The sequence below is a fragment of the Sporofaciens sp. St.21A7 genome, from assembly GCF_059728535.1.
Map to the genome: position 1 here is coordinate 4903650 of NZ_BAAGFN010000001.1, position 21808 is coordinate 4925457.

The window sequence follows — 21808 nt, forward strand, 5'->3', positions numbered from 1 at the left end:
ATTACTTCCCGGCAGCTACTAACGCTTCATATTAACAAGCTCCTGTAACATTTCATCCGTTACGGTGATAATCTTTGAATTCGCCTGGAAACCTCTCTGTGTTGTAATCATGTTGGAGAACTCGTTCGCTATGTCTACGTTTGCCATCTCAAGAGAGCCCCCCCTGATGATTCCTACCGGCCCGCCGTTTGGCTTGATTGCCTCTACGGCTCCGGCGTTCGGCCCTACGGAGTAGTAGTAGCCGTTCTTCTTCTCAAGGCCGTTCGGGTTCTCTACGGAAACAAGGGCAAGCTGTCCGATTGGAATCGTGCGCTCGTTTCTGTCGGTTCCCATAATCATTCCGTATTCGTCAATCTTCCATCCCTGAATGTCGTAACGCTGCCCGGTTTCCGGATCAATCGGGATACGGATTGCAGATAATTGATCTACATATTCTGCCGCAACTCCCGGCACAAGGTTGTTACCCTGATTCCGTCCGGATTCGACTGACTCTAATACTTTTGCAGGGTCGTTAGGGTCTACCACCTCGCCTGTGCCGATTAGGGCTTTTCTAATAGGGCCAAGGGTCGCGTCGAAAGTATCTCCCGCCTCTTTTGCCGTAATCGTCAGTGTCGCACTGGTAAGATAACGACCAATACGGTCCAGGCTGATATTTACTTTACTTAAATCTAGAAACACAGTTTCAGTTTGCGTCGCACCTGCATCATCCTTATAGTCATATTTTGCATTCAATTTCGGATTCTGCTTATAATACGTTGCATTAGGATCGACTGTTCCAGTAAATTCTTTATATTCGCCATTTTCAAAAGTGTATAAAGTCACACCGCTTCCAGCTGCAAGATCCGCCGCTTCTGCTTTCGGATACGCCTCCAACTTTGTAACTCCCGTTATCCAGTCGTTTACCGCGTCTTCAAAATCGTTCACAGACGTAACATTTGTATCCATCGTTATACCTGCGATTGTAATCGTCCATTTCCCATCTGCAGTAGTGGGCTCCTTCAGCATAGCCGAAGCATCCTTAATCGTCACCGAACTGGACGTCGCCGGCGTCTCTGGCGTTCCCGTTCCTTCAATCGGCTGATACCCATATACATAACTTCCCTGGTTATCTACCAGATAACCGTTGTTATCCACACGGAAGATTCCGACTCTTGACAGGTTCAGCCCGGAAGATTCGATATCGTCAAACGCGCCGTTCACCATATTTCCTACCAGGAAGAATCCCGTACCGTCAATCATACAGTCCAGATTATTGGAAGAAGGAGCCGGAGCTCCTGTGTTAAACTCGTTGGAGATGGAGGACAGCTGTGAACCATAACCTACCTGAGAAGCATTATGTCCGCCGGCAGCCCCCGCCATCTGGCTTCCGCCTGTACTGCTGATTGAATTGGTATACATTGCATCCTGGAAGTTGTAGCTATAAGACTTAAAACCCCATGTATTAACGTTCGCTATATTATTACCGATAACGTCCAGCTTGGACTGATGCGCCTTGAGCCCTGCGACTCCGGCAATCATTGATCTAACCATTTGTTATACATCCTTTCCTTAACATATACTCTGCGCCGTCTCAGGGGAACCGCCGTGCCGCCCGCTGTATCTCACAACCGCTTCCTGCCCAGGCGGTTCCTTATGTATCTGCAAGTCATACAGATACGAAACCTCCATCAAATGGTCCGGCTTACATTAAGACTGCGCTGTCAATATTCGTAAATATATTTTCCCTCATCTCTGTTCCCGACATCGTTGTCACTACGACGTTATGTGGAACATTTACAATAAAAGCCCCGCTCTCGCCGATGATAACCACGTCTCTTGCGCCTTTTTCCCTGGCTTTGGAAACTGCCTGGTTCAAGTCCTTCAGGAGACCGTCTGTCATCTCGATTCCCCGTTCCCGGACTCTCTGTACCGCATGTTTGGAGAATTGAACGGACTGAGCTTTGTCGGCTTCTTTCTGCAAAACGTCTGCGAACTGCACCTTTGTGCCTGTATTCGCACCTGCGCCGATGATCCCTTTTGTCTGCAGCTGCGCGGATGCATGCTGCAATTTAAGCGTCCCGGCATTCGTAATCTGGTTCATCTTACTCATTACTTGCACCGCCTTAATCTCTATTCCCCGTGTAATCCCCTCAAACTACTCTTTATCCTTGTCGCCTGTCGTATTGTCTGTATCCGTCTTATCCGTATCTGTCTTATCTGTATCCGTCTTATCGGTTTCGTCCTTATCTTTGTCTGGAATCTTCACCGGTACTTCACCGATACCCATAACCTGTGACAGTTCGTACTTCTTTCCGTCAATATATACTGCCGTCGCACCGGTCAGGTCTACGCCCGTTACCGTACCCTTCTTGGTTCCGGTCACTTCTCCCTCCTCATTAGTAATCGCAACCGTAACTTCTTTTCCCAGCAATCCGGTAGAATAAGTTGTCAGCGTAACCTGAGACAGATTATTCGACACCGTGGCAAACTTCGCTACCGCATCTGTTACCTGGGTCATCGCGTTCATGGTAGCCATCTGCGTCATCTGGTTCATCATATCGCTGTTGCTCATGGGATTCATTGGATCCTGATATTGAAGCTGTGCAGCCATCAATTTCCAGAAATCATCAATAGACAAATCGCCTCCGTTGGCAACTGCGTCTGTCTGGGATGCCTTCGCTGCATCATACTGATATTTGGCGGCATCGCTTAATAATACGTCGCTCACTCCTGCCATATTTTCTTCTCCTTTCTTTCATCCATTCTTCATCATATTTAGCCGGTCAACCCTAACCGCAGCCTTTGTAAGAACTGTTCTGCATCCTCTCCATCCTGATTCTGGCTCTTCTCTTCTTTCTGCCGCTGGTTCTGGTTCGTCTGCTCATTCTCATCCCGAGTCTGGTTTAAGTAGTCCGTCTCCTGCTTATCCACGATGATCGTCGTCTCTCCGCCTAAATTTCGGTCGATGATATTCCCAATCTCACGGGCATTCTGGCTTAGCGCGTCCATGGCGCGCTTCTCGGAACATACAATCGAGATTGTCGCCTGATTTCCTTCGTAAAGTACCTTTACTGCAATCTTTCCAAGATTCACAGGTTCAATATGAATCTCAAACTCCTTCACGCCTTCCACCAGCTTCGCCAACAAGGTGTCTGTCACCTTCTCCGGCAATTCCTCCGGCTGCTCCACGTATACTCTTGCCGCCGTCTCCGGCCTTTCCACCTCTGTCCGTACAGACTGCTCTGCTTCCGGCCGAACCGCTGCCGCCGCCTGCTCCGCCGCAAAATGTTCCGGCTGTGCATCCGCCTTTTCCTCTGGCTGTGCGACCGTCTTTGCCGTCTCTTTCAGATTCGATGTAAAATCTTGTGTCTGTGACTTTGTCTCGGCAGAATCCCGAGTCTGTATTACCGGCATTGCCTCTGCTGTCTTCACATCCGCTGTCTTTGGCATCTGTTCCGGCTGCTCTGCAGCCTGCTGCGGCTTCACTGTCTGTACCCGTCCAGTTTCCGGCATCTGCACCTGCTGTGTCTGTTCTTCATTCTGTACCAGAACGACCCCCTGTTCCGCCGTTCCCGGTATCTGTACTCCTTCTTCTGCCCCGATCTCCGGCAGTACATCTGTTACTTCCGCCACTGCATCGGTAGGAATCTGCTCTTCTGTTTCCTGAACCGCTCCGGTAAATCCATAAGAATAGCGTTCACGTATCTGCAATGCAATCATAACCTCTGCCTGTCTCGTATCCGTCTCGCTGCTGTCGGTCTGTTCTGTCTTCCCCTGTTCCTCGGACACCCCTTCCTGTTTCTGATTGCCTGCCGCTTCGGTCTTATCTGTCGCCGTATCCTTATTCTGATCCTTGGATACTTCCTTGCTGTCTTGTTTGCCCTGGGCATCCTCATTCTTGCTTTGAAGCATCTTACGGAAATCATAGTCGCCAGACACGTCCGCCGTCTGCTGCGACGCCTTTACATTCCCTGCCGTCTGAAATCCGATATCCATCGTCTTCATACTCAACTTCTCCATGGGTTTCTTCCTCCTTTCCTATTATATAATTCTTTGTAACTCTTGACACACAAATCGGCTATCCTGCGCCATGGTTACATCTATAGTAATCTGCCGGGATGAAATCTCTCATCCACATATGCAGGATTACCCTACAATCCTCGCCATCGCCCGCTTCGTGGCAACAAACTCTTCGATAAACTGCTCTTCTTCCTTCTGAACTTCTTTCTCGTATTCTTTGAACTTCTTCTCTTTTAGTTTGTCAATGGAAGAGGTCTCTTTCTTCGCCTCCACTACCTCATTGCGCTTGGCTTCTTCTTTCTCCTGGAGCTTTGCCAGCTCCTCATACTTCTTCCTAATCTTAATCCCCAGCGCTTCCAGATAATTCTCATAGGTATGGATGTCACAAATCTTCATCCCGTTCATCCGGTTATTCCGGAACTCCGCCGTACAACGCCGATGTTCCTCCTCCATCTTCTCGATGGTTCGTTCACACTCCCTGACTTTCGCAAGAATCCTGGCATGCTCTGCTTTCAGCCCATCAAGCGCCTGTTCCTTATAATTAAGTACCGTATCCAATGAAAAAAAGAACTTCTTCACCGCAATATCTCCTTCATCATCTCTAAGGACGTCTCCCCTGGGAAGCTTTCATTAATTTTCTGCATCAAGAAGGCATTGACCTTGTCAATCTTAGAAACAGCGCCGTCAAGTCTGGGGTTTGTTCCCGACTTGTAAGCCCCGATTGAAATCAAGTCTTCATTCTTCGCATATATGCTTAGAATATCCCGCATCTTTGCCGCCGCCTCACGGTGTTCTTCCGGCACAATATTTGTCATCAAACGGGATATGCTGGCATTCACGTCAATCGCCGGGAAATGGTTTTCATTCGCCAGCTTCCTTGTAAGTACAATATGGCCGTCCAAGATACCTCGGACGGTATCTGCAATCGGCTCATTGGTGTCGTCGCCTTCCACCAGTACCGTATAGATACCGGTAATGGAACCCTTCTCGAACTTCCCGCTGCGCTCCAGGAGCTTAGGAAATTCTGCATAAATAGAAGGGGTATATCCTCTTGCAACCGGCGGCTCTCCGGTCGCAAGCCCAATCTCACGCTGGGCCATGGCAAAACGGGTCAGTGAATCCATCATCAACAAGACGTCCTTCCCCTGATCCTTAAAATACTCGGCAATCGTCGTTGCTACCAACGGGCATTTCATACGAAGCATCGCCGGTTGGTCGGAAGTCGCAACTACAAGCACACTGCGCTTCATTCCCTCTGGTCCGAGATCCTTCTCTATAAACTCACGAACCTCACGGCCTCGCTCTCCCACCAGTGCAATCACATTGATATCTGCCTTTACATTTCGTGCAATCATTCCCAGCAACGTACTCTTGCCGACACCGCTTCCCGCAAAGATACCGATACGCTGTCCCTTACCGACCGTGTTCAGCCCATCGATGGCCTTCACGCCAAATTCCAACGGGTCCGTAATCGGAGGCCGTGTCAGCGGATTGATATACGTATTCTCTACATAATAATAACGAGAAGAAGGAAGCGGTCCTAAATCATCCATGGGGTTCCCCGTGGCATCTATGATCCTTCCTCTCAAAAACTCTCCTACCGGAATCTTCAAACGTTTCCGGGTATTTCTAACAAAACTGCCGGCAGCCACGCCGTTCAGGTTCTCATATGCCATCAACTGCATCTTGTCTCCGCGGAAACCTACGACCTCCACAGGTATCTGCCTGTGCTTCTCCTCATTATAAATCATGGCAATATCCCCGATACTGGCCCTGTTTCCCGAAGACTCCATCGCCATTCCGATGACATTCTCTATCTTTCCTATGTAACTGATTGTTTCTGCTTTCTGTATCAGTTCCGGCAATTTTGAAAACATACTCTCTCTCCTTGGCTACACCCTGACATTGTTCAGTATGTCTTTGATGTTCTCTAACTGCGTACCGACGCTCGCGTCAATAATCTCATCCGGCAGCTCTATAATACAGGTGCCTTCTTCTCCGTTGTCCATAGTGACAATCTTAATATTCTCGGAAAGTTTGGATAATCTGTCCAGAAATTCCGTATCTACATCCATAGAAACCGCCGTGTCGCATTTGGTAATATAGATCTTCGCCCACTGCTTTTTCGTAATCTTATCTGTTGCCGCAAGAATCATACGTTTCACGATATCGCCGCTGGACTGAAGGCTGGTCTGAATCACCTTTTCTGCCACAGTAAGGGAAATTCGTTTCAGGTCATCCAAATACTGCTCTAGCAGCTTCTCTTTCTCTATCGTCACACTCTGGATTACTTCTGATATATTATTCCGGAGTTCCTGAATCTCAACGTCCAGAAGTCTTCGCTGTTCATCGTAGGCTTCCCGTGTTCCATCCTGAATTCCGGTTTCCTTCCCTTCCCGATACCCTTGGTCCCGTAAGTACTCCGCTTGAGAGCGGGCATCACTGACAATCAGCCTTGCCTGCGCTCTCGCCTCCTCCAAAATCTCTTCCACGGAAACGGTTTCTTCTTCCTCTTCGGCATCTTCCTCCGAGTCGTCATCCTCCTCTTTCGGCTCTTCGATGATTTTGAATCCGGCGAAGAAGTCATAGGGCTTAACGTCCTGCTTCTTCTCCGGTTCTTTTACAATCCTAGGCAATGATTTCATCCTTTCCGCTCTTAACAATAATCAACTCACCGGCTTCTTCCAGTCTCCTAATTACGCCGACGATTCTCTGCTGCGCTTCTTCCACGTCTCTCAGACGTACATTAACCGTAATCTCGAGGTCAGACTGGATACTCTCAGCCATACGTGAAGATACATTGGAGAATACAAGCTCCTTGATCTTCTCGTCGGACCCCTTGAGAGCGTATACAATATCCTTGACATCGCACTCGCGGATAAATCTCTGAATCGATCTGTTGTCCATGGACACGATATCCTCGAATACAAACATCTTCTTCCGGATTGTCTCTGCCAATTCTTCGTCGTTCTTGCCCAACTCGTCGAAGATGTACTTCTCGTTCGCCCTGTCCATATGGTTCATAACATCTGCTATGTAATCGATGCCGCCAATCGTCGTGACGTCTGTAGTAAGGATGCTGTCGAACCTCTTCTTGAGGGAATCTTCCACCACCTTAATCGCTTCCGGGGATGCACTTTCCATCCTGGCAATCGCTTCTACAACCTTGATCCGCTTTTCCTTAGGAAGTTCGCTGATAACCATAGACGCCTGATCCGAATCTGCATAAGACAGAACCAGTGCAATGGTCTGCGGTCTTTCATGCTGCAAAAAAGAAATCAAATTCTTCACATTGCTCTTCCGTATGAATTCAAACGGTCTTATCTTCAGAGATTTTGATAATTTATCCAACAAGGACTGCGCTGTACTCTCCCCAAACGCCTTTTCAAGTACCGCTCTGGCATATTCCATACCGCCGTCGGTTACAACCTTCTGCGTCAGACAAGTCTTATAGAACTCATCCAAAACAAGCTCCATCTCATCCGGGCTGATATGTCCTAACTTCGCCACTTCAATGGTCAGTCTCTCAATATCGCTCTCGCTCAGATGCTTATAGATCTTTGACGCCTTATCGGCTCCAAGGGAAACAACGACCGCCGCTGCTTTCTGTTCAGGAGTCAGCTTACTCTCTCTAGGTTCTTTGGTTTCTTTATTATCTTTGTTTTCTTTACTCTCCTCCATCTGCAACGCCCCCATTCAGCCAGTTCTTCAATAACTGGGCAGAAATCTCTGCATTCTGTTCTGCGAATTCCCGTACATTCTTCTTGAGTTCCATACTCCTGTCATTCTGGAGCTGCAGAAGCTCTTCATTCATGTCGAGTACAGCCTGAACTTCTTCTTGCTCTGCCTCTTCTTCGATAAGTTCTTCAACTTCTTCTTCATCCTGTTTCCGTCTTCTGAGTACCAGGACAATAATCACGATAATCAACAGCAGAATCAACGCCGCAGCCGCTATAATCGCCCACAATGGAATGCTCTCAAGAATTCCCTGTGCTGATGCTTCCTGTGATTCGTCGTCTGTATCAATTCCGTCAAACGGTGCGCTTACAATCGCAATCTTCTCTTCCTGGGCGTCTGCCGCAATCCCTGCTGCATTCCCCACAAGAGAGCGAATCTGGTTCTCTCTCAGACTTCCGTATCCATTCCCATTAATCGCAACAGAAACCGTAAGATCTTCTAATTCACCCGGGTCAATCTGCCCTTCTTCCTTCAACTCATTAACCAAATAGTCGCGGACTGCACTTTCACTGTATGCGTTCGTTCCGTCCGCATCCCCATTCGTATTATATTCCGGTGTATCTGCATTGGTCTCAGCCCCGGCAACTCCTCCGGCGCCATCACCGGTCCCCGCCTGCTCCTCATAAAGCTCTTCATGGCTGATGATTCCCGTCTTATCTTCCTCGTTAATCTTATCCGGCGTGGTGTAGGTGGTCTGCTGACGGATTAGTCGTTCCATATTCAGACGGGCATGTGCGGTAACACGCACATTCTCCTGCCCGTAAATCGGACCAAGCACCTTCATAACGCTGGCAGAAACAGAATTCTCCACCATACGGGCAAGCTCTTCTGTCGTAGAACTATTAGACGAATTCCCGTTCGCATCAACAGAAACATCATTCCCATTTCCGTCGATAACCGCTACATCCTCCAACTCCATGCCCGGGATACTCTTCGCCACCAAACGTTGGATTGCTACAACCTGTTCCTCTGTCGGGGAACCGCCGTCCTGCATGATTGCCACAACCGAAGCGCTGGACTTCTCTTCTTCATCATTCAGCGCATATTTACTCTCTTCACCAAGCGCAATCGTAACCTTTGCATCCTTCACCCCGTCAAACAGCCGGATGGTGGAGCCGATACGGTCTTGCAGTTCATAGAGCTTGTAGGTCTTCTTATCGGAATCGGTGGTCAGCATGCTTGCGTTATCCTTAAACGTATCGTATGTAAATCCGTTCTTAGGATATCCAGCCTGAACAAGGGTTGCCTTCGTCTGGTCCACCGTGTCCTTCTTGACCATAATCGTCGATTCACCGTTAAATTTATAATCTATGCCATCCTCTGTCAGCCTCTGTGCAATCTGCTGCATCTCTTCCTGCCCCAGCCCAGAAAACAACTCTGTATACGGCTGGTTATTCAGAATGATCGCAATCGTCACAGCTCCGCCTATCAACAGCACTGCACCGACAATGATCATAATCTTCACTTTTCTGCTCAAATTGCCGACAAATTCTTTAAACTGCCCAAACTTTTCCTTCATTGTCCAAAACTCTCTTACTTTCCGATTCTATGTATCATCGTTATTTTTTACAGTAAAAAATATCCGTCTACCATATACAATGCATGTCATTGTATTATAGACTGATACGCATAATCTCATTATAAGCCTCAAACGCCTTGGTACGCAATGCTACCAGCATATCCACAGCGAGCTGCGCCTCTGACGACGCAATCCCGACCGTATGCGGATCCTCAATCTGTCCTGTTGCCAGTTGATACTGCCTCTTTGTCAATGTATCTTCTGTTGACCTTACATTATCAATCGCTTCCTCAAAAATAGACTTAAATGCAGAAATTCCCTCCTGCCCTTTTATCTCATCCGAGCCTGTGACTTGCGTCTGACCATTCACAGTCCTCAGACCAGATATGCCCGAGACATCCATTATACTTCTCAAAGGCTGCAACGGTGTGATAAACCTATCTTCCATACTATATCAATCCCTTCCTATTTATATATATACTCTTACTTACCCAAACAGTTCATATATCATATTACTGTGCTTTAATAGCCGACTGATAACGCTTAACATCATTGGTTACTGACTGAATCAAGTACTGATAGTGCAGCGTCGTCCTTGCCATCTTGGTATTCTCAACGTCCGCATTGACGTTGTTCTCGTCCAATCTCCCAGAATTATCCCTGCTGTATACCAGACAATCCGCCTCGTCAATCGCCTGGCGAACCTTCGCATTATTCTTCGTCTGACTCGCCGCCAGCAGACGCTTCCGATACATCTCCTCAAAACTCACAGACTGGCACTTATATCCCGGCGTATTCACATTCGCAATATTCAAATCAATAATCTCCTTCTGTTTCCACAGAAAATCCAGTGATTTATGCGCCATTGAAATCGTATTCCCAAACATTCTCTGTCACTTCCTTCTCAATTAATTGATAACCCCTCTGTTTTACAAGTTGACATTATGAAACCATTCTCATTCATTATAGACTTTATTCTACAAAAAGTCTACTCTTTTCGTTAGAAATTAACATTTATCTAACATGAAAATATTGGCAGTCCATTCGATTTCCATCCCCTATAAAAAAGTGGTCTGCCCGTTCATATCCGAAAGAGAATTCGTGATTACACTCGCCCTGTTCATCATCTGAAGTTTCATCATCTCAATAAAGTACTGTGCATTCTCCTGAGACAGGTTATATGTACTGTTCTTAGCAGTACTGTTCTGCGTCCCAGTCTGCACTCCTGCAAAATATGTACCATAACCGGATATTCCATCCGCTCCGTTATCCTTGCCCACATTCTTCCCTTCCACCGTCTTGCCGGTCGTCAGGTCGGTGTTCATATACCCCTTAATTCTCTGGATATAGTTTCTCGTCTCCTTAAACGGAGGAACGCCTCCATACTTCGCAACATTCCCGCTACCCGCATTGTATGCGGCTAACGCCAAATCTATGTTTCCATTATACTTTTTAAGCTGCTGAGAAATATATTTGGCTCCGCCCATAATATTGCTCCTTGCATCAAATGGGTCTTCCACTCCCAGCGACCTTGCCGTGGCAGGCATTAACTGCATTACACCCTGCGCTCCTGCCGGGGACACTGCATTCGCATCAAAGCCAGACTCAGCCTTGCCCATAGCTTTCAACAGATTCAACGGTACGTCATACAGATTCGCCGCCTCCTCAAAAATCGCGTCCATGCTCGTGCTTCCAGTCTCTATGAAAGATATATTCTCTGCCGCTTTCGTATCCTGAACGGTATCCAAACCCATTATGGCATTATATATATCCGCAAAGCTCTGACCTGTGGAGGATGCGCGCCCTGTAGAAGAAGGATAATCGGATATCCCCCGGATCTGGTTCAAAACGCTGCTCATATACTTGTACCAATTATCGTAAATCGTATAATCCATTCCCATAGCCTCTCTCCATTCTGATTTTGTCCTATTCTTTCATACGTTTACATATCTTGTAAGAGCATCAAACTTATCTAAAAACATACTTATATCACTCTACGTTATATTTATACCACTTTTATCTCGCTTTGAAAAGGTTTTTTTGGCTATCTTTTTAACATTTTATGCCATTATACGCCATTTGGGATATATAATAAAGTTAAAATTATCAAAAACCTGCACTATTTTATCATAAACAACTTTTACAGATATTGACAAAAATTTACCACAAAATATGACAGGAAACTTTTAATCAGATATTTACTTTTTTAGCAAAACGTTATAAAATAAAAAATGCATATTACTCGTTATTTTATATTTTTTACTATTATTATGTACTAGGAGGAATGAAACGTGTTTAGAAACTTGAAAGTGAGGAGTAAGTTACTCCTCTCATTTGGAATTATGATGGTATTCTATATCATTTCCATCATCGTTGCTAATATCGGACTCGGAAGCGTTCTCAAGGGATTAGATAACTTCTATGAACGTCCCTACCCAATGGTTCGGTATTCTTTGGAAGCCGAATCTTCCACCCGCCAGACTCAGCTGAATATGTTCCGCGCCCTGACGACAGAGGACGAGGCAAAGAGCCAGGAGCTTCTGGCACAGGTGAATACTCTTGCGCAGACCATGACCAACGACCTTGACAAGCTGACCGAGGTATACGGTTCAGATGACGCTCTGGTAGCAGCGGCTTTGGATGCCGCAGCCGACCTGAAGAAGTCTCGTGAAGATGCTTTAACCTATCTGGAGGCCCATCAGGGACAGAAGGCGCTCGCCGTATTGAATGGGGAATATGCGGACGCTGGCATCAAATTTCAGGAAGCAATTGACGCAATTATTGAACGAGCAGAGACAAACGCCGAAATATTCTATGAAGACGGTCATAGCACTAAGAGATCCTGTACGATTCTGCTGGTAGGCGTTGCAGTTTTCAGTCTTATTGTAATTTGTATTCTTGCAGTCCGTCTGAACAAGAGTCTCACTTCTCCAATCGTAGAGATTGAGGGAGCAGTAAAAGAGATGGCAAAAGGTAATATGCATACAAGCGTTACATATGAATCCAATGATGAGCTAGGTGGGTTGGCAGAAAATCTCCGTTTCTTGTTGAAGACGTTATCTGGTTACATCGAACATATCAGTCAGAGGCTTGGCTCCCTTGCCGAGGGTGATTTGTCTGTTGAGATGGATATGGATTATCTTGGCGATTTCCAGTCTCTCAAGCATTCCTGCGGTAAGATTATCGAGTCCCTGAACGATGCCATGAGCCAGCTCCATCAGGCGTCCGACCAGGTTGCAGAAGGCTCCGAGCAGGTATCCAGCGGCGCCCAGGCCCTTAGCCAAGGCGCGACAGAGCAGGCAAGCTCCGTAGAAGAATTGGTTGCTACGCTTAGCGAATTATCCGATAAGGTTAACAAAACTGCACACAATGCCCGCGATGTCAACGACCTCATGGGCCTGACGGTAGGCGAGATTGACAACAGCAATAAGATGATGGAATCTATGATGACCGCTATGACGAGAATCAATGAATGTTCCAGCGAGATCGAAAAGATTATCAAGACGATTGAAGATATTGCATTCCAGACCAATATCCTTGCACTGAACGCAGCTGTCGAGGCCGCTCGTGCAGGTGAAGCCGGCAAGGGATTTGCCGTAGTTGCAGACGAAGTAAGAAGCCTTGCATCCAAGAGTCAGGAAGCTGCAAAAGATACAACCGCCCTTATCAGCAATTCTCTGACTGCCGTATCCGAAGGAAACCAGATTGCGTCAGATACACAGGAGTCTCTGTTGAAGGTTGTATCAAGCGCGCAGAAGATTTCCGAAAATATGGCTGCTATCACAGAGGCATCTGATATGCAGGCAGAAGGAATTCAGCAGGTTACACAGGGTATCGACCAGATTTCTTCCGTTATCCAGACGAACTCCGCTACCGCTCAGGAGAGCGCGGCTGCCAGCGAAGAGCTTTACAGTCAGTCTAGCCTGCTCAAGAGCCTAGTCGGACGTTTCCGGTTAAAGAAAATGGCAGGACCTATGACACCGGTTGCCGCAAGAACTCCTGATCCGATTCCGGTTTCGGTTCCGGTCTCTGATCCTATCCCGGAACCGATTCCCGCTCCGGTTTCAGATACAGTGATCGTACCTGCTCCGGCGCCGAAAGCTCCGGTAAGCAGCGGAACTTTTGTGGATGATATGGCAAAATATTAGGAATTAAAGTATTAAGAATTAAGAAAGGCATTTCGGGGAACGTACCGAAATGCCTTTTTTACTGCTCTAATTTTATACGCCTAGCCGCAATATTTCCTGCTTCATTTGCAGAACCTCAAGGTCGTCCGGCAATAACGTTATTAATTGTCCCATAACCTTGTATGCCTCTTCCCACTGTCCTGCTTTCATTAGTCCTCGAAGGACCTGCTTCACCTGACCTCCAAGCATCTCAAACTCCTCAGACACAGAACGTTTTGGCGCCTGTACTTCATCCTCCAAATACCGTACCAACTGACCCACAGCCCCCGCCATGCCTGGATATACATGAAGCGCTTCTTTTAAGTAGGGAAAACTCTCTATGAACTCTCCATTGTCAATCAACCGTAAGGCTTTGCCAAGGGGCACCGCAAACCGATAGCGAGTCGGAAGGGCATATGCTTCTGGATCTGCAAGTACCTCTTCTCGATACAATGCCGTTGCATCGGTACAAACACTTGTACAGTATTGATTCAGTAATTTTACTAATCTGGAAGAATCTAACAGCTCTGTTGTCAACAGCTTCTCAAGATAACTTTGCTCCAGCTTTCTCCTATAGAACGGACGTTTTTCAAGCAATGGCATGATATTCTGGCAAAATTCCTGTAATTGCCCTAATTCCTTACGTTCCGCCACCATTTCCGCATATCCGTTCCAGATTTCCGGGGACATCTGTTCAAGCAATGGTTCCACTTGAAAGTGATTCCGCACTGCAATCTCCATCAATTCCCACTGGAAGCCTGCCGGACAATCACTGGCACATGTCTTCCATAATACCTCCGCCTTCTCAATCTGTCCTTGTTTTTCTGCAAAAAGCGCTTTCTGGATGCATACATAAGAGTTTGTTGTGTCCAAACTATCAAATGCTTGGAGAATCTCGTCCTTTTGGTCCTCATAAACCCTCTTCCATTCTTCCATGTGGGAATAATAAGGCGTCATTTGTGCTTTATCCTCCCACGGCAGCCAGGAGAGAAGTTTTCGCGCCATTCGGAAATCTTTTATATCCAGGGCGAAAGATAATCCGTCCAAATACATGGGCGCCATCTCTTCCTTGCCTTTATCCAGCGTCAGCCCCGCAGACCTTTGCAGCATAGCTTTTTCAGGATGTTTCATGAGGTATAACAATTTTTCACGGTACAACTGAATATATTTTAATCCTTTGTCACATTCTCTTAGCTGCCGGCATAAAGAGGTGAGTATCACGCATATATGCATGATTCCTGCTTCCAAAGTTCTTGGATGCCGGAGGATTTGCTCCCCTTCTTCTAATGCGAGTCTCAGGTCGCCGGTAAAGGAAATCAATAACGGCAGATTCACCTGCAGCCACAACTCGTAATTGGATATCCGAACTTCTTTCCGAGCGAACTCCAACCCCTTTCGGCAGTATTCGACTGCCTGTTCAAATTCGCCCACGCTTCGATATTCCTGGGCAATCTGCATACAGCACCATGGGGAGTCCGGCTCTTTCTCATACATTTCCAGGAGGAGCGGAAGATTCCTGCTCGTTCTTGTTTCTTTCCATGCAAACGTTTCCTTTTTTGCATACCCATAATGATGGACAAAAGCTGACAGTCTTTTGCAGGGTTCTTCAAACGTATTCAAGTTCTCATGGATCGAATATATAAACTGTGTCTCCGGCGTCAGACGGCACATCCTTCCCACATCCCCGTCTGAGTAGCTTTTCCCTTCCAAATCCAGATAATTACGAGCCACATAGCAGGCAGACCGATAATTCTTATACTCTCCGCTTTTAAAAAACCGGATAATTTCCGTTGTATCGTCGAACCATTCATCATCATCGAGATACAGGAACCACTCCCCCCGGCCTTCTTTCAGCCCGGCATTCCGCGCCTTCGAGAAGTCGTTGCACCATTCAAAAGGAATGATATGGGAGGTGTACTGCCGCACAAGCTCCAGTGTTTCTTCATTTTTTCCGGTAAAAACTACTATTAATTCACTGTCCAGCTCTCTCAGGAGCGGTTTCAGCGAAGCCAGACATTTCCCCAGCGTCTCCATACGATCCGATACTAACATGGATATGGTAAGCTGTATATTCATGACTTTCTCCTCCTTATTAATTCCTGACGCAATCGAATCACTTCCAGATCTTCCGGCATCAACGGAAGAAGCTGGTTTAGGATTTCCGCCGCCTGTGCAGTCTGATTGGCGTCAATCAGGGTGTGCAGCGTTTCTTTCATCTGCCTTGCAAGCTGTAAAAATTCTGCTCCTGCATGGAGCGCCGGATCATCCAGCCGGCGTGCCGTCTGCCGAAACAGCTCCATAATTACGCCTGTCATGTCTGGATAGATATGGTATGCATCCCCAAGCAGACGCACAGCCTCCCCGGTCTGTTCCATGGATAATTCTTCCAACGCCTTTAATGTAATCTGAGCAAATCTGCATTCAGATGGGAGAAAACTGCTGTTTTCCTCCTGAAACCATTCATCCCGGAATAATCCCCTGTAAAATTCTATAACACATGTACAATACTCTTTCAGAGTTTCCGTAAATTCTTCAAAAATTGGAAATCCCTTGAAAAGTTTCTGCTCCAACCTTTGCCGTTTCAGACAGAGACTATGAAGCGGATAGTGTTTCTCTAATTCCTCCTCGCATAAATGCAGACCAGGGTTCAAAGAAAATGGAAGCTCTCTGACTGCATCTGTAACAAGGTTATTCCATGTATCCAAAGACATCCGTGATACCAAAGGAGTGAAATTGACTTGATGACGAATTGCTTTCTTCAATAACTGCTGCTGTAAATAGCAATCTTGCGCATGGAGCATACAGTATACAAGTAATTCCTGCCCCTCTTCATTCCTGCCCTTTTCCAAATCATCCAATGCTTTTTGCAGCAAAAGATAGATGGGAGCCTGCTCATCAGAAGCGATATCATCCAATATCCCAAGAAGCAAATCTACGTATGGTTTTGCGTATATCCCCTTCCAATTTTCAAGTTCCGGATAATATCTGCACAGGATGTCCTCCGTCTCCCATGGGAAAAGCTTTAGAAAATATGCTGCGCTTGTCCAATCCCCGATTTCCATTGCACTTGCTGCGCATTTTACACGCATACCATATAGGCGTTCTGGATTTTTCACATAATTCTCGCCAAATTCACCATAGCTTTGCTGTTCCCAAAGCGACTCTTTTTCATCCATCTCTTTCAGAAGCTTTTCAAATTTCCATCCATACCACACAGTCTTCTCTGCCTCTTTTTCCTCGGCACACAGTTGGATGAGCTGCTGGTATAGAACCAAGCTGGTAAGCTCCATCGGACTCTCTTGTGTCAAGATTAACTCTAGCTCCGAAATAGCGGGCATTTTTCCATTTTTTTTGGTAACAAGATGAGAAAGATATGCTTGCAGCCATCCCTTGGAATAAGGATCATTCAATTCCCGACAGGCTTCTCGTCCCTTTCGGCAATATTCCTCCGCCAATTTCCAGTCTCCCGCCAGATCGTATTCCTTGGCTAACTGGATATAATTCTTAATATGTCCGGGCTGCTCTTTCATAACCTGCAAAAGCATCGGAATATTCCGTGATGTTTTTAAAGCGCTCCCTGCGTCCTTTACATATCCGTAATGATGGACGCATATTTGAAAATATTTACACGGTTCCATACGGGGCGTCAATTCCTCATGGATTGCACCGCAGAATCGGCTCTCAGCGGTTCTTTGTATTAGCCGAAATGCTGAAAAGTCAGAATATTTTGTCCCGTTCCATTCCTGGTAATTTCGCTGTACATAATGTGCGCTATGATAATGTTTATATTCGCCGCCCAGGAAGAATTCACAGATCTCATCTACATCGTCGAACCACTCATCGTCGTCAATGTACAGAAACCATTCCCCCTGGGCTTCTTTTAGCCCCTTATTCCTGGCGGCGGAGAAATCGCCGCACCATGCAAACGGGATAACCTGAGGCGTATACTTTTCGGCAATTTCCCGGACTTTTTCATCCGTTCCGGTAAATATGATAATTAATTCGCTTGGAAGTTTTGAAAGAAGCGGCTTTAACGAGTCCAGACAGCGTTCTAGGGACTCACGGCGGTCTGAGGCAAGCAGCGATATGGTAAGCACGATATCCATATAGTTTCTATTCCTCCTGTAGACACAAGAAAGCGCCCATCCAATGGACCGGCGCTTTCTGTCATTATATTTTTGATTTTGAAAATCCGTAATAGTGTTACTGAATTACTGTAACAGCTGAAGAACTCCCTGTGGAACCTGATTAGCCTGTGCAAGCATAGCCTGAGAAGCCTGAACCAGAATGTTGTTCTTCGTGTAAGCCATCATTTCCTTAGCCATATCAACGTCACGGATACGGGACTCAGCAGCAGATAAGTTCTCTGTCTGAACACCTAAGTTGTTGATGGTGTGCTCCAGACGGTTCTGTAATGCACCGAAATCGGAACGCATAGAAGAAACGATATCGATTGCAGTATTGATCTTATCGATAGAAGCCTTAGCCAAGGTTGCTGTTGAAACGTTTACATCTGAATTAAGCTTAATTGTCGTTGATGTACCGCCAATCGTTGCAGTCATAGACTTCGCGCTCATTGCACTCAGAGTAATCTTAATCTGGTTTGCATCCTTAGATGTCTCACCTGCATGAATTGCAACGCTTGCTGTAGTACCAGTAAACAATGTTGTTCCGTTGAAGTTAGCAGTATTGCTGATACGGTCGATTTCTTCCCGCAGAGCCTTAACTTCCTTCTGCATCTCAGCACGGTTAGCGCTGGAGTAAGTTCCGTTGGCGGACTGTGTAGCCAGCTCAACCATACGGTTCAGCATGGAGTGAACTTCTGTCAAAGCGCCTTCTGCTGTCTGTACAAGAGATACACCGTCTTCGGAGTTCTTCTGTGCTGTCTGAAGACCTGTGATCTGAGCACGCATCTTTTCAGAAATAGCAAGTCCGGCAGCGTCGTCACCAGCGCGGTTGATTCTGTAACCAGATGACAATTTCTCCAGGTTCTTTGTTAAAGAAGAGTTATTGTTCGTTAAATTTCTGTGTGAATTTAAAGCCGTAATATTATGTTGGATTCTCATAGTTTTTCCTCCTTGAAATTCGTCAGGGAATTCCTTTTCCCCGCATAATTATTCATTATTCACTTATAATTTTGAAGTAATCGGGAGAACAATAAATATACCGCTCTTGACCTGCCGGCGAACTGTCCAGAAAAGTACACTTATTTGGACTGCACCGAAAACTTCTTGACACTTATATTATCGTATGTTTCGGCGAGAACTTAAGTCTTTTTTTAACTTTTTTAAATAATTTTTTTCAGCCTTTCCTTGGCCGGGGTATATCCCTCTTTAGCCGCCATCTTATAATAGACAGCGGCTTCTTTGGGCTTACCGTTCACTTCAAACCACACCCCAAGATTATATGCGGCTTTGAACGAACCATTCCCAAGGACTCCCTCGTGTTCCGGAACTTCCCCAATCTCCAGACATCGTCGGTAAGACCGCTCTATTTCCGGAAGATATCCTATGTATCGCTGGATATCGGCAAAAATTCCCTGTGTATAAAACGTCCCACATGCAAAATGGTAATCTGCATAGGCGTCCAACCTCTGCTTTTCATCTGCTATGATCTGAAATCCTTTCTCGTATTTCTTCAATTCTAACAGGTTATAGAGATATGATATCACGCCGTTTGTACGGTATCCCGTCCCAGACTCCGGCACGAACTGATAGAATTTTTCAAAATATCCGTTTGCTTTCTCAAACTCTTTCATAAGCCACAGGGTACGTGAAACCTGGTACAGGACATAGGGGTCGTGGGGATTTTCTTCTAATTCTTCTAAAAGGATTTCCAGATTCCGCTCTCCTTTTCCTCCCTGTAGATATCCGTCATGGTCAAATACCAACGGAAGCGGGACAATCGGAAGCTCGCTTATAATCTGTTCATGCACCTTCCCTTCATAAACGGTCCCCCGCGGAACCAGCCTTGTAGTAAATACACAGCTCTGACTGAGTTCCCCGTTCGCTTCCCTGTAACGGTCATGTCTTTCAATCGCGCCTACACGCCCGCCGGATTCCACAAACTGCAGGATATCTTCTTTTTTACCTGAGACCAAGTATTCATCCGCATCCAGAATCAGGTTCCAATCGCAAGGGGACTGCTCCAATGCATAGTTTCTGGCGGCTGCAAAGTCATTACACCATTCGTATTCTGAGATGTGCGCATTGAATTTTCGGGCGATTTCTATTGTATGGTCAGTTGAGCCTGTGTCGGTAATGTAGATTCCATCCACCAGTTTTTCTGCTAATGATAAACATTTTTCCAGACTGCGGCTCTCATTTTTTACAATCATAACAAGTCCTATTGTGGTCATATTCGTCCTCCTCTGTTTTTTTTATTATAACGTCAATTTGATTGGAATACAACCGAGAATCCTTTTGGTGCAGTAGAAAACTTGAGTATCCGGAGCGTTTTTTTGTATACTCAAAATCAGGTAAATTCAATGTAGGAGGTACGAAATGAGCAACAAAGTATACGGTTATATCAGGGTTTCTACGCAGGAGCAGAATATTGAGCGGCAGATGATCGCGCTGCTTGATGCGGGGATGGACAGGAAAGACATTTATATTGACAAACAGAGCGGCAAGAATTTTAAGCGGCCCGCCTATGCAAGGATGATGCGGCGTGTCCGGGAGGGCGATTTGATCATTGTAAAAAGTATAGATCGTCTGGGGCGGAATTACCAGGAAATTATGGAGCAATGGCGTATCATAACCAAGGAAAAAAAAGTTGATATCCGTATTATGGACATGCCTTTGTTAGATACAACCAGAACGAAGGATTTGCTGGGAACGTTTATCAGTGATGTTGTGCTGCAGCTTCTTTCATTTGTTGCAGAAAATGAGCGCGACAATATCCGCCAGCGGCAGGCAGAAGGAATTGCGGCGGCAAAGGCACGGGGGATACGGTTCGGCAAGCCGAAGATCCATATGCCGGATAATTTCCCAGAATTGTATCGGCAGTGGGAAGGGGATTCGATTTCAACCCAAGATTTTGCTGAATTATGCAATGTTGGGCGGAGTACGTTATATAAACGGATTCGGGAGTACAGGGAGCTTCTTTCATAGGTATTTTGCTAAGAATGGGATTGCTTTTATTCCATCCAAAAGTTAATATATAAATAGAACGATAAAGGAGTATCTTGTATGGGAATTTATGTTAATCCAAGTAATATTACATTTCAAAAAATCCTTAATTCTGACATTTATATTGATAAAACAGACTTGATTTCTGCTACGAACGCGAAAATAAATAAGATGAATTGTTATATGTGCGTCAGTAGGCCTCGCCGTTTCGGGAAATCTATGGCTGCGGATATGCTTGTGGCATATTACAGCAAGGGGTGCGATTCGGCAGAATTGTTTTCCGGGAAAAAGGCAGAGAGCGGCAAAGACTTTCATTTGCATTTGAACCGTCATAATGTAATACGGCTGGATATTCAGCGTTTTCTGGAAACTGAGCAGGATCTTGATGTGTTTATTTCAGAGATTGAGCGACACGTAATTTCGGAGTTAACAAAAGAATTTCCAGAATGTACGGACATTCTTCCTAACGGCAGATTAAAAATGACGCTTGAGCAGATATTTTTGCAGACTGGAGATGGGTTCATTTTTATTATTGATGAATGGGATTGTGTATTTCGGATGGCAAGGAACCGAAAAGAAAAACAAAAAGAGTACTTGGACTTCCTGCGAGGGCTTTTTAAAGGCTCCGGATACGTAGATTTAGCTTATATGACAGGGATTTTACCTATAAAAAAATACGGAGAACATTCTGCAATTAACATTTTTGATGAATATTCTATGCTATCCCCTAAGAATCTTGGAAAGTTCTTTGGATTTACAGAAGAAGAAGTACAAGAGCAGTGTGAGGAATATGGTGTTGAATATTCGGAAATCCAAAAATGGTACGATGGATATCGAATTGGTGAATTGCATATGTATAACCCAAAATCAGTTATCGATGCGTTGACATGGAAGGAAATACAGAGCTATTGGATTGGAACAGAGACATATGAAGCCTTGAAAGTATATATTGATTTGAATTTTGATGGTCTAAAAGAAATAGTTACCATGATGTTAGGAAATATGCATTGTAAGGTGAATACCCGAAAGTTCCAGAATGATATGACCACATTTAAAACAAAAGACGATGTGCTTACACTTTTGGTTCATCTTGGGTATTTAACCTTTGATAGGAAAAAGAATGAAGTATTTATTCCGAATCAGGAGATTACACAGGAATTCATGAATGCTGTAGAAGAACCAGGATGGAATGGCTTGGCAGCGGCACTCAGCCGATCGGAGGAACTTCTGGAATAACCATGAATGTATAATTGAAA

The 21808-nt window shown here is 45.7% G+C and carries 19 protein-coding genes; 3 read left to right on the forward strand and 16 right to left on the reverse strand.

Going from position 1 to position 21808, the window contains the following annotated elements; all coding sequences use genetic code 11:
- Window positions 1–18 precede the first annotated feature (18 nt).
- From AC6I3O_RS24370 to AC6I3O_RS24425, 12 genes are all read right to left on the reverse strand, one after another.
- Window positions 19–1530 (reverse strand): flagellar hook-basal body complex protein, encoded by a 1512-nt coding sequence (locus tag AC6I3O_RS24370; RefSeq protein ID WP_497853095.1) that lies wholly within the window; start codon window positions 1528–1530, stop codon window positions 19–21.
- Between the two features lie 151 nt (window positions 1531–1681).
- Window positions 1682–2089, reverse strand: coding sequence for a TIGR02530 family flagellar biosynthesis protein (locus AC6I3O_RS24375; RefSeq protein ID WP_497853096.1), 408 nt, complete (start codon window positions 2087–2089; stop codon window positions 1682–1684).
- A gap of 45 nt (window positions 2090–2134) precedes the next feature.
- A complete protein-coding gene (locus AC6I3O_RS24380; protein ID WP_497853097.1) occupies window positions 2135–2716 on the reverse strand; it encodes a flagellar hook capping FlgD N-terminal domain-containing protein in 582 nt (193 codons plus the stop codon).
- Window positions 2717–2754: 38 nt separating this feature from the next.
- Window positions 2755–3999 (reverse strand): flagellar hook-length control protein FliK, encoded by a 1245-nt coding sequence (locus tag AC6I3O_RS24385; RefSeq protein ID WP_497853098.1) that lies wholly within the window; start codon window positions 3997–3999, stop codon window positions 2755–2757.
- 126 nt (window positions 4000–4125) lie between these two features.
- The gene (fliJ, locus tag AC6I3O_RS24390) at window positions 4126–4578 is read right to left on the reverse strand and encodes a flagellar export protein FliJ (protein ID WP_497853099.1); all 453 of its coding nucleotides are present in this window, start codon (window positions 4576–4578) and stop codon (window positions 4126–4128) included.
- Window positions 4575–5876: a flagellar protein export ATPase FliI gene (fliI, locus tag AC6I3O_RS24395; protein ID WP_497853100.1), complete on the reverse strand. Its 1302-nt coding sequence runs from the start codon at window positions 5874–5876 to the stop codon at window positions 4575–4577. Before fliI ends, fliJ begins: the two co-directional genes overlap by 4 nt.
- Before the next feature lie 15 nt (window positions 5877–5891).
- Window positions 5892–6644 (reverse strand): FliH/SctL family protein, encoded by a 753-nt coding sequence (locus tag AC6I3O_RS24400; RefSeq protein ID WP_497853101.1) that lies wholly within the window; start codon window positions 6642–6644, stop codon window positions 5892–5894.
- A complete protein-coding gene (gene fliG, locus AC6I3O_RS24405) occupies window positions 6628–7680 on the reverse strand; it encodes a flagellar motor switch protein FliG (RefSeq protein WP_497853102.1) in 1053 nt (350 codons plus the stop codon). Before fliG ends, AC6I3O_RS24400 begins: the two co-directional genes overlap by 17 nt.
- On the reverse strand, window positions 7667–9256 hold the full coding sequence (gene fliF / locus AC6I3O_RS24410; RefSeq protein WP_497853103.1) for a flagellar basal-body MS-ring/collar protein FliF: 1590 nt from the start codon (window positions 9254–9256) through the stop codon (window positions 7667–7669). Before fliF ends, fliG begins: the two co-directional genes overlap by 14 nt.
- 94 nt (window positions 9257–9350) lie before the next feature.
- Window positions 9351–9704: a flagellar hook-basal body complex protein FliE gene (gene fliE / locus AC6I3O_RS24415; RefSeq protein ID WP_497853104.1), complete on the reverse strand. Its 354-nt coding sequence runs from the start codon at window positions 9702–9704 to the stop codon at window positions 9351–9353.
- A 64-nt stretch (window positions 9705–9768) separates the two neighbouring features.
- Window positions 9769–10143, reverse strand: coding sequence for a flagellar basal body rod protein FlgB (gene flgB, locus AC6I3O_RS24420; RefSeq protein ID WP_497853105.1), 375 nt, complete (start codon window positions 10141–10143; stop codon window positions 9769–9771).
- Window positions 10144–10314: 171 nt separating this feature from the next.
- The gene (locus AC6I3O_RS24425; RefSeq protein ID WP_497853106.1) at window positions 10315–11157 is read right to left on the reverse strand and encodes a lytic transglycosylase domain-containing protein; all 843 of its coding nucleotides are present in this window, start codon (window positions 11155–11157) and stop codon (window positions 10315–10317) included.
- A gap of 390 nt (window positions 11158–11547) precedes the next feature.
- Here AC6I3O_RS24425 and AC6I3O_RS24430 point away from each other — a divergent pair, with 390 nt between their 5' ends.
- Complete coding sequence (locus AC6I3O_RS24430) at window positions 11548–13404, forward strand: methyl-accepting chemotaxis protein (RefSeq protein ID WP_497853107.1); 1857 nt, start codon at window positions 11548–11550, stop codon at window positions 13402–13404.
- A gap of 72 nt (window positions 13405–13476) precedes the next feature.
- On the opposite strand, the gene AC6I3O_RS24435 is transcribed toward AC6I3O_RS24430, so the two are convergent.
- From AC6I3O_RS24435 to AC6I3O_RS24450, 4 genes are all read right to left on the reverse strand, one after another.
- Entirely contained in the window at window positions 13477–15498 is a 2022-nt protein-coding gene (locus AC6I3O_RS24435; RefSeq protein WP_497853108.1) for a glycosyltransferase, read from the reverse strand.
- Complete coding sequence (locus tag AC6I3O_RS24440; protein WP_497853109.1) at window positions 15495–17528, reverse strand: glycosyltransferase; 2034 nt, start codon at window positions 17526–17528, stop codon at window positions 15495–15497. The genes AC6I3O_RS24435 and AC6I3O_RS24440 overlap by 4 nt, the downstream gene beginning before the upstream one ends.
- A gap of 105 nt (window positions 17529–17633) precedes the next feature.
- Window positions 17634–18488, reverse strand: coding sequence for a flagellin N-terminal helical domain-containing protein (locus AC6I3O_RS24445; RefSeq protein WP_497853110.1), 855 nt, complete (start codon window positions 18486–18488; stop codon window positions 17634–17636).
- Between the two features lie 221 nt (window positions 18489–18709).
- Entirely contained in the window at window positions 18710–19780 is a 1071-nt protein-coding gene (locus tag AC6I3O_RS24450; protein ID WP_497853111.1) for a glycosyltransferase family 2 protein, read from the reverse strand.
- A gap of 145 nt (window positions 19781–19925) precedes the next feature.
- Here AC6I3O_RS24450 and AC6I3O_RS24455 point away from each other — a divergent pair, with 145 nt between their 5' ends.
- Together AC6I3O_RS24455 and AC6I3O_RS24460 are read left to right on the forward strand one after the other, a co-directional pair.
- Window positions 19926–20534 carry a recombinase family protein gene (locus AC6I3O_RS24455; RefSeq protein ID WP_497853112.1) on the forward strand — a complete coding sequence of 203 codons (609 nt, stop codon included), beginning with the start codon at window positions 19926–19928 and terminating at the stop codon, window positions 20532–20534.
- A gap of 78 nt (window positions 20535–20612) precedes the next feature.
- Window positions 20613–21788, forward strand: coding sequence for an AAA family ATPase (locus AC6I3O_RS24460; RefSeq protein ID WP_497853113.1), 1176 nt, complete (start codon window positions 20613–20615; stop codon window positions 21786–21788).
- Window positions 21789–21808: the final 20 nt, after the last annotated feature.

Bases quoted from the DNA above. Each gene is read 5' to 3' on its own strand.
- fliI (WP_497853100.1), bottom strand. From the start codon at position 5,876: ATGTTTTCAAAATTGCCGGAACTGATACAGAAAGCAGAAACAATCAGT.
- AC6I3O_RS24435 (WP_497853108.1), bottom strand. From the start codon at position 15,498: ATGAATATACAGCTTACCATATCCATGTTAGTATCGGATCGTATGGAG.
- AC6I3O_RS24445 (WP_497853110.1), bottom strand. From the start codon at position 18,488: ATGAGAATCCAACATAATATTACGGCTTTAAATTCACACAGAAATTTA.
- AC6I3O_RS24460 (WP_497853113.1), top strand. From the start codon at position 20,613: ATGGGAATTTATGTTAATCCAAGTAATATTACATTTCAAAAAATCCTT.
- AC6I3O_RS24385 (WP_497853098.1), bottom strand. From the start codon at position 3,999: ATGGAGAAGTTGAGTATGAAGACGATGGATATCGGATTTCAGACGGCA.
- AC6I3O_RS24380 (WP_497853097.1), bottom strand. From the start codon at position 2,716: ATGGCAGGAGTGAGCGACGTATTATTAAGCGATGCCGCCAAATATCAG.
- AC6I3O_RS24425 (WP_497853106.1), bottom strand. From the start codon at position 11,157: ATGGGAATGGATTATACGATTTACGATAATTGGTACAAGTATATGAGC.
- AC6I3O_RS24370 (WP_497853095.1), bottom strand. From the start codon at position 1,530: ATGGTTAGATCAATGATTGCCGGAGTCGCAGGGCTCAAGGCGCATCAG.
- AC6I3O_RS24400 (WP_497853101.1), bottom strand. From the start codon at position 6,644: ATGAAATCATTGCCTAGGATTGTAAAAGAACCGGAGAAGAAGCAGGAC.
- AC6I3O_RS24440 (WP_497853109.1), bottom strand. From the start codon at position 17,528: ATGGATATCGTGCTTACCATATCGCTGCTTGCCTCAGACCGCCGTGAG.
- AC6I3O_RS24455 (WP_497853112.1), top strand. From the start codon at position 19,926: ATGAGCAACAAAGTATACGGTTATATCAGGGTTTCTACGCAGGAGCAG.
- fliE (WP_497853104.1), bottom strand. From the start codon at position 9,704: ATGGAAGATAGGTTTATCACACCGTTGCAGCCTTTGAGAAGTATAATG.
- fliF (WP_497853103.1), bottom strand. From the start codon at position 9,256: ATGAAGGAAAAGTTTGGGCAGTTTAAAGAATTTGTCGGCAATTTGAGC.
- AC6I3O_RS24375 (WP_497853096.1), bottom strand. From the start codon at position 2,089: ATGAGTAAGATGAACCAGATTACGAATGCCGGGACGCTTAAATTGCAG.
- AC6I3O_RS24450 (WP_497853111.1), bottom strand. From the start codon at position 19,780: ATGACCACAATAGGACTTGTTATGATTGTAAAAAATGAGAGCCGCAGT.
- fliG (WP_497853102.1), bottom strand. From the start codon at position 7,680: ATGGAGGAGAGTAAAGAAAACAAAGATAATAAAGAAACCAAAGAACCT.
- flgB (WP_497853105.1), bottom strand. From the start codon at position 10,143: ATGTTTGGGAATACGATTTCAATGGCGCATAAATCACTGGATTTTCTG.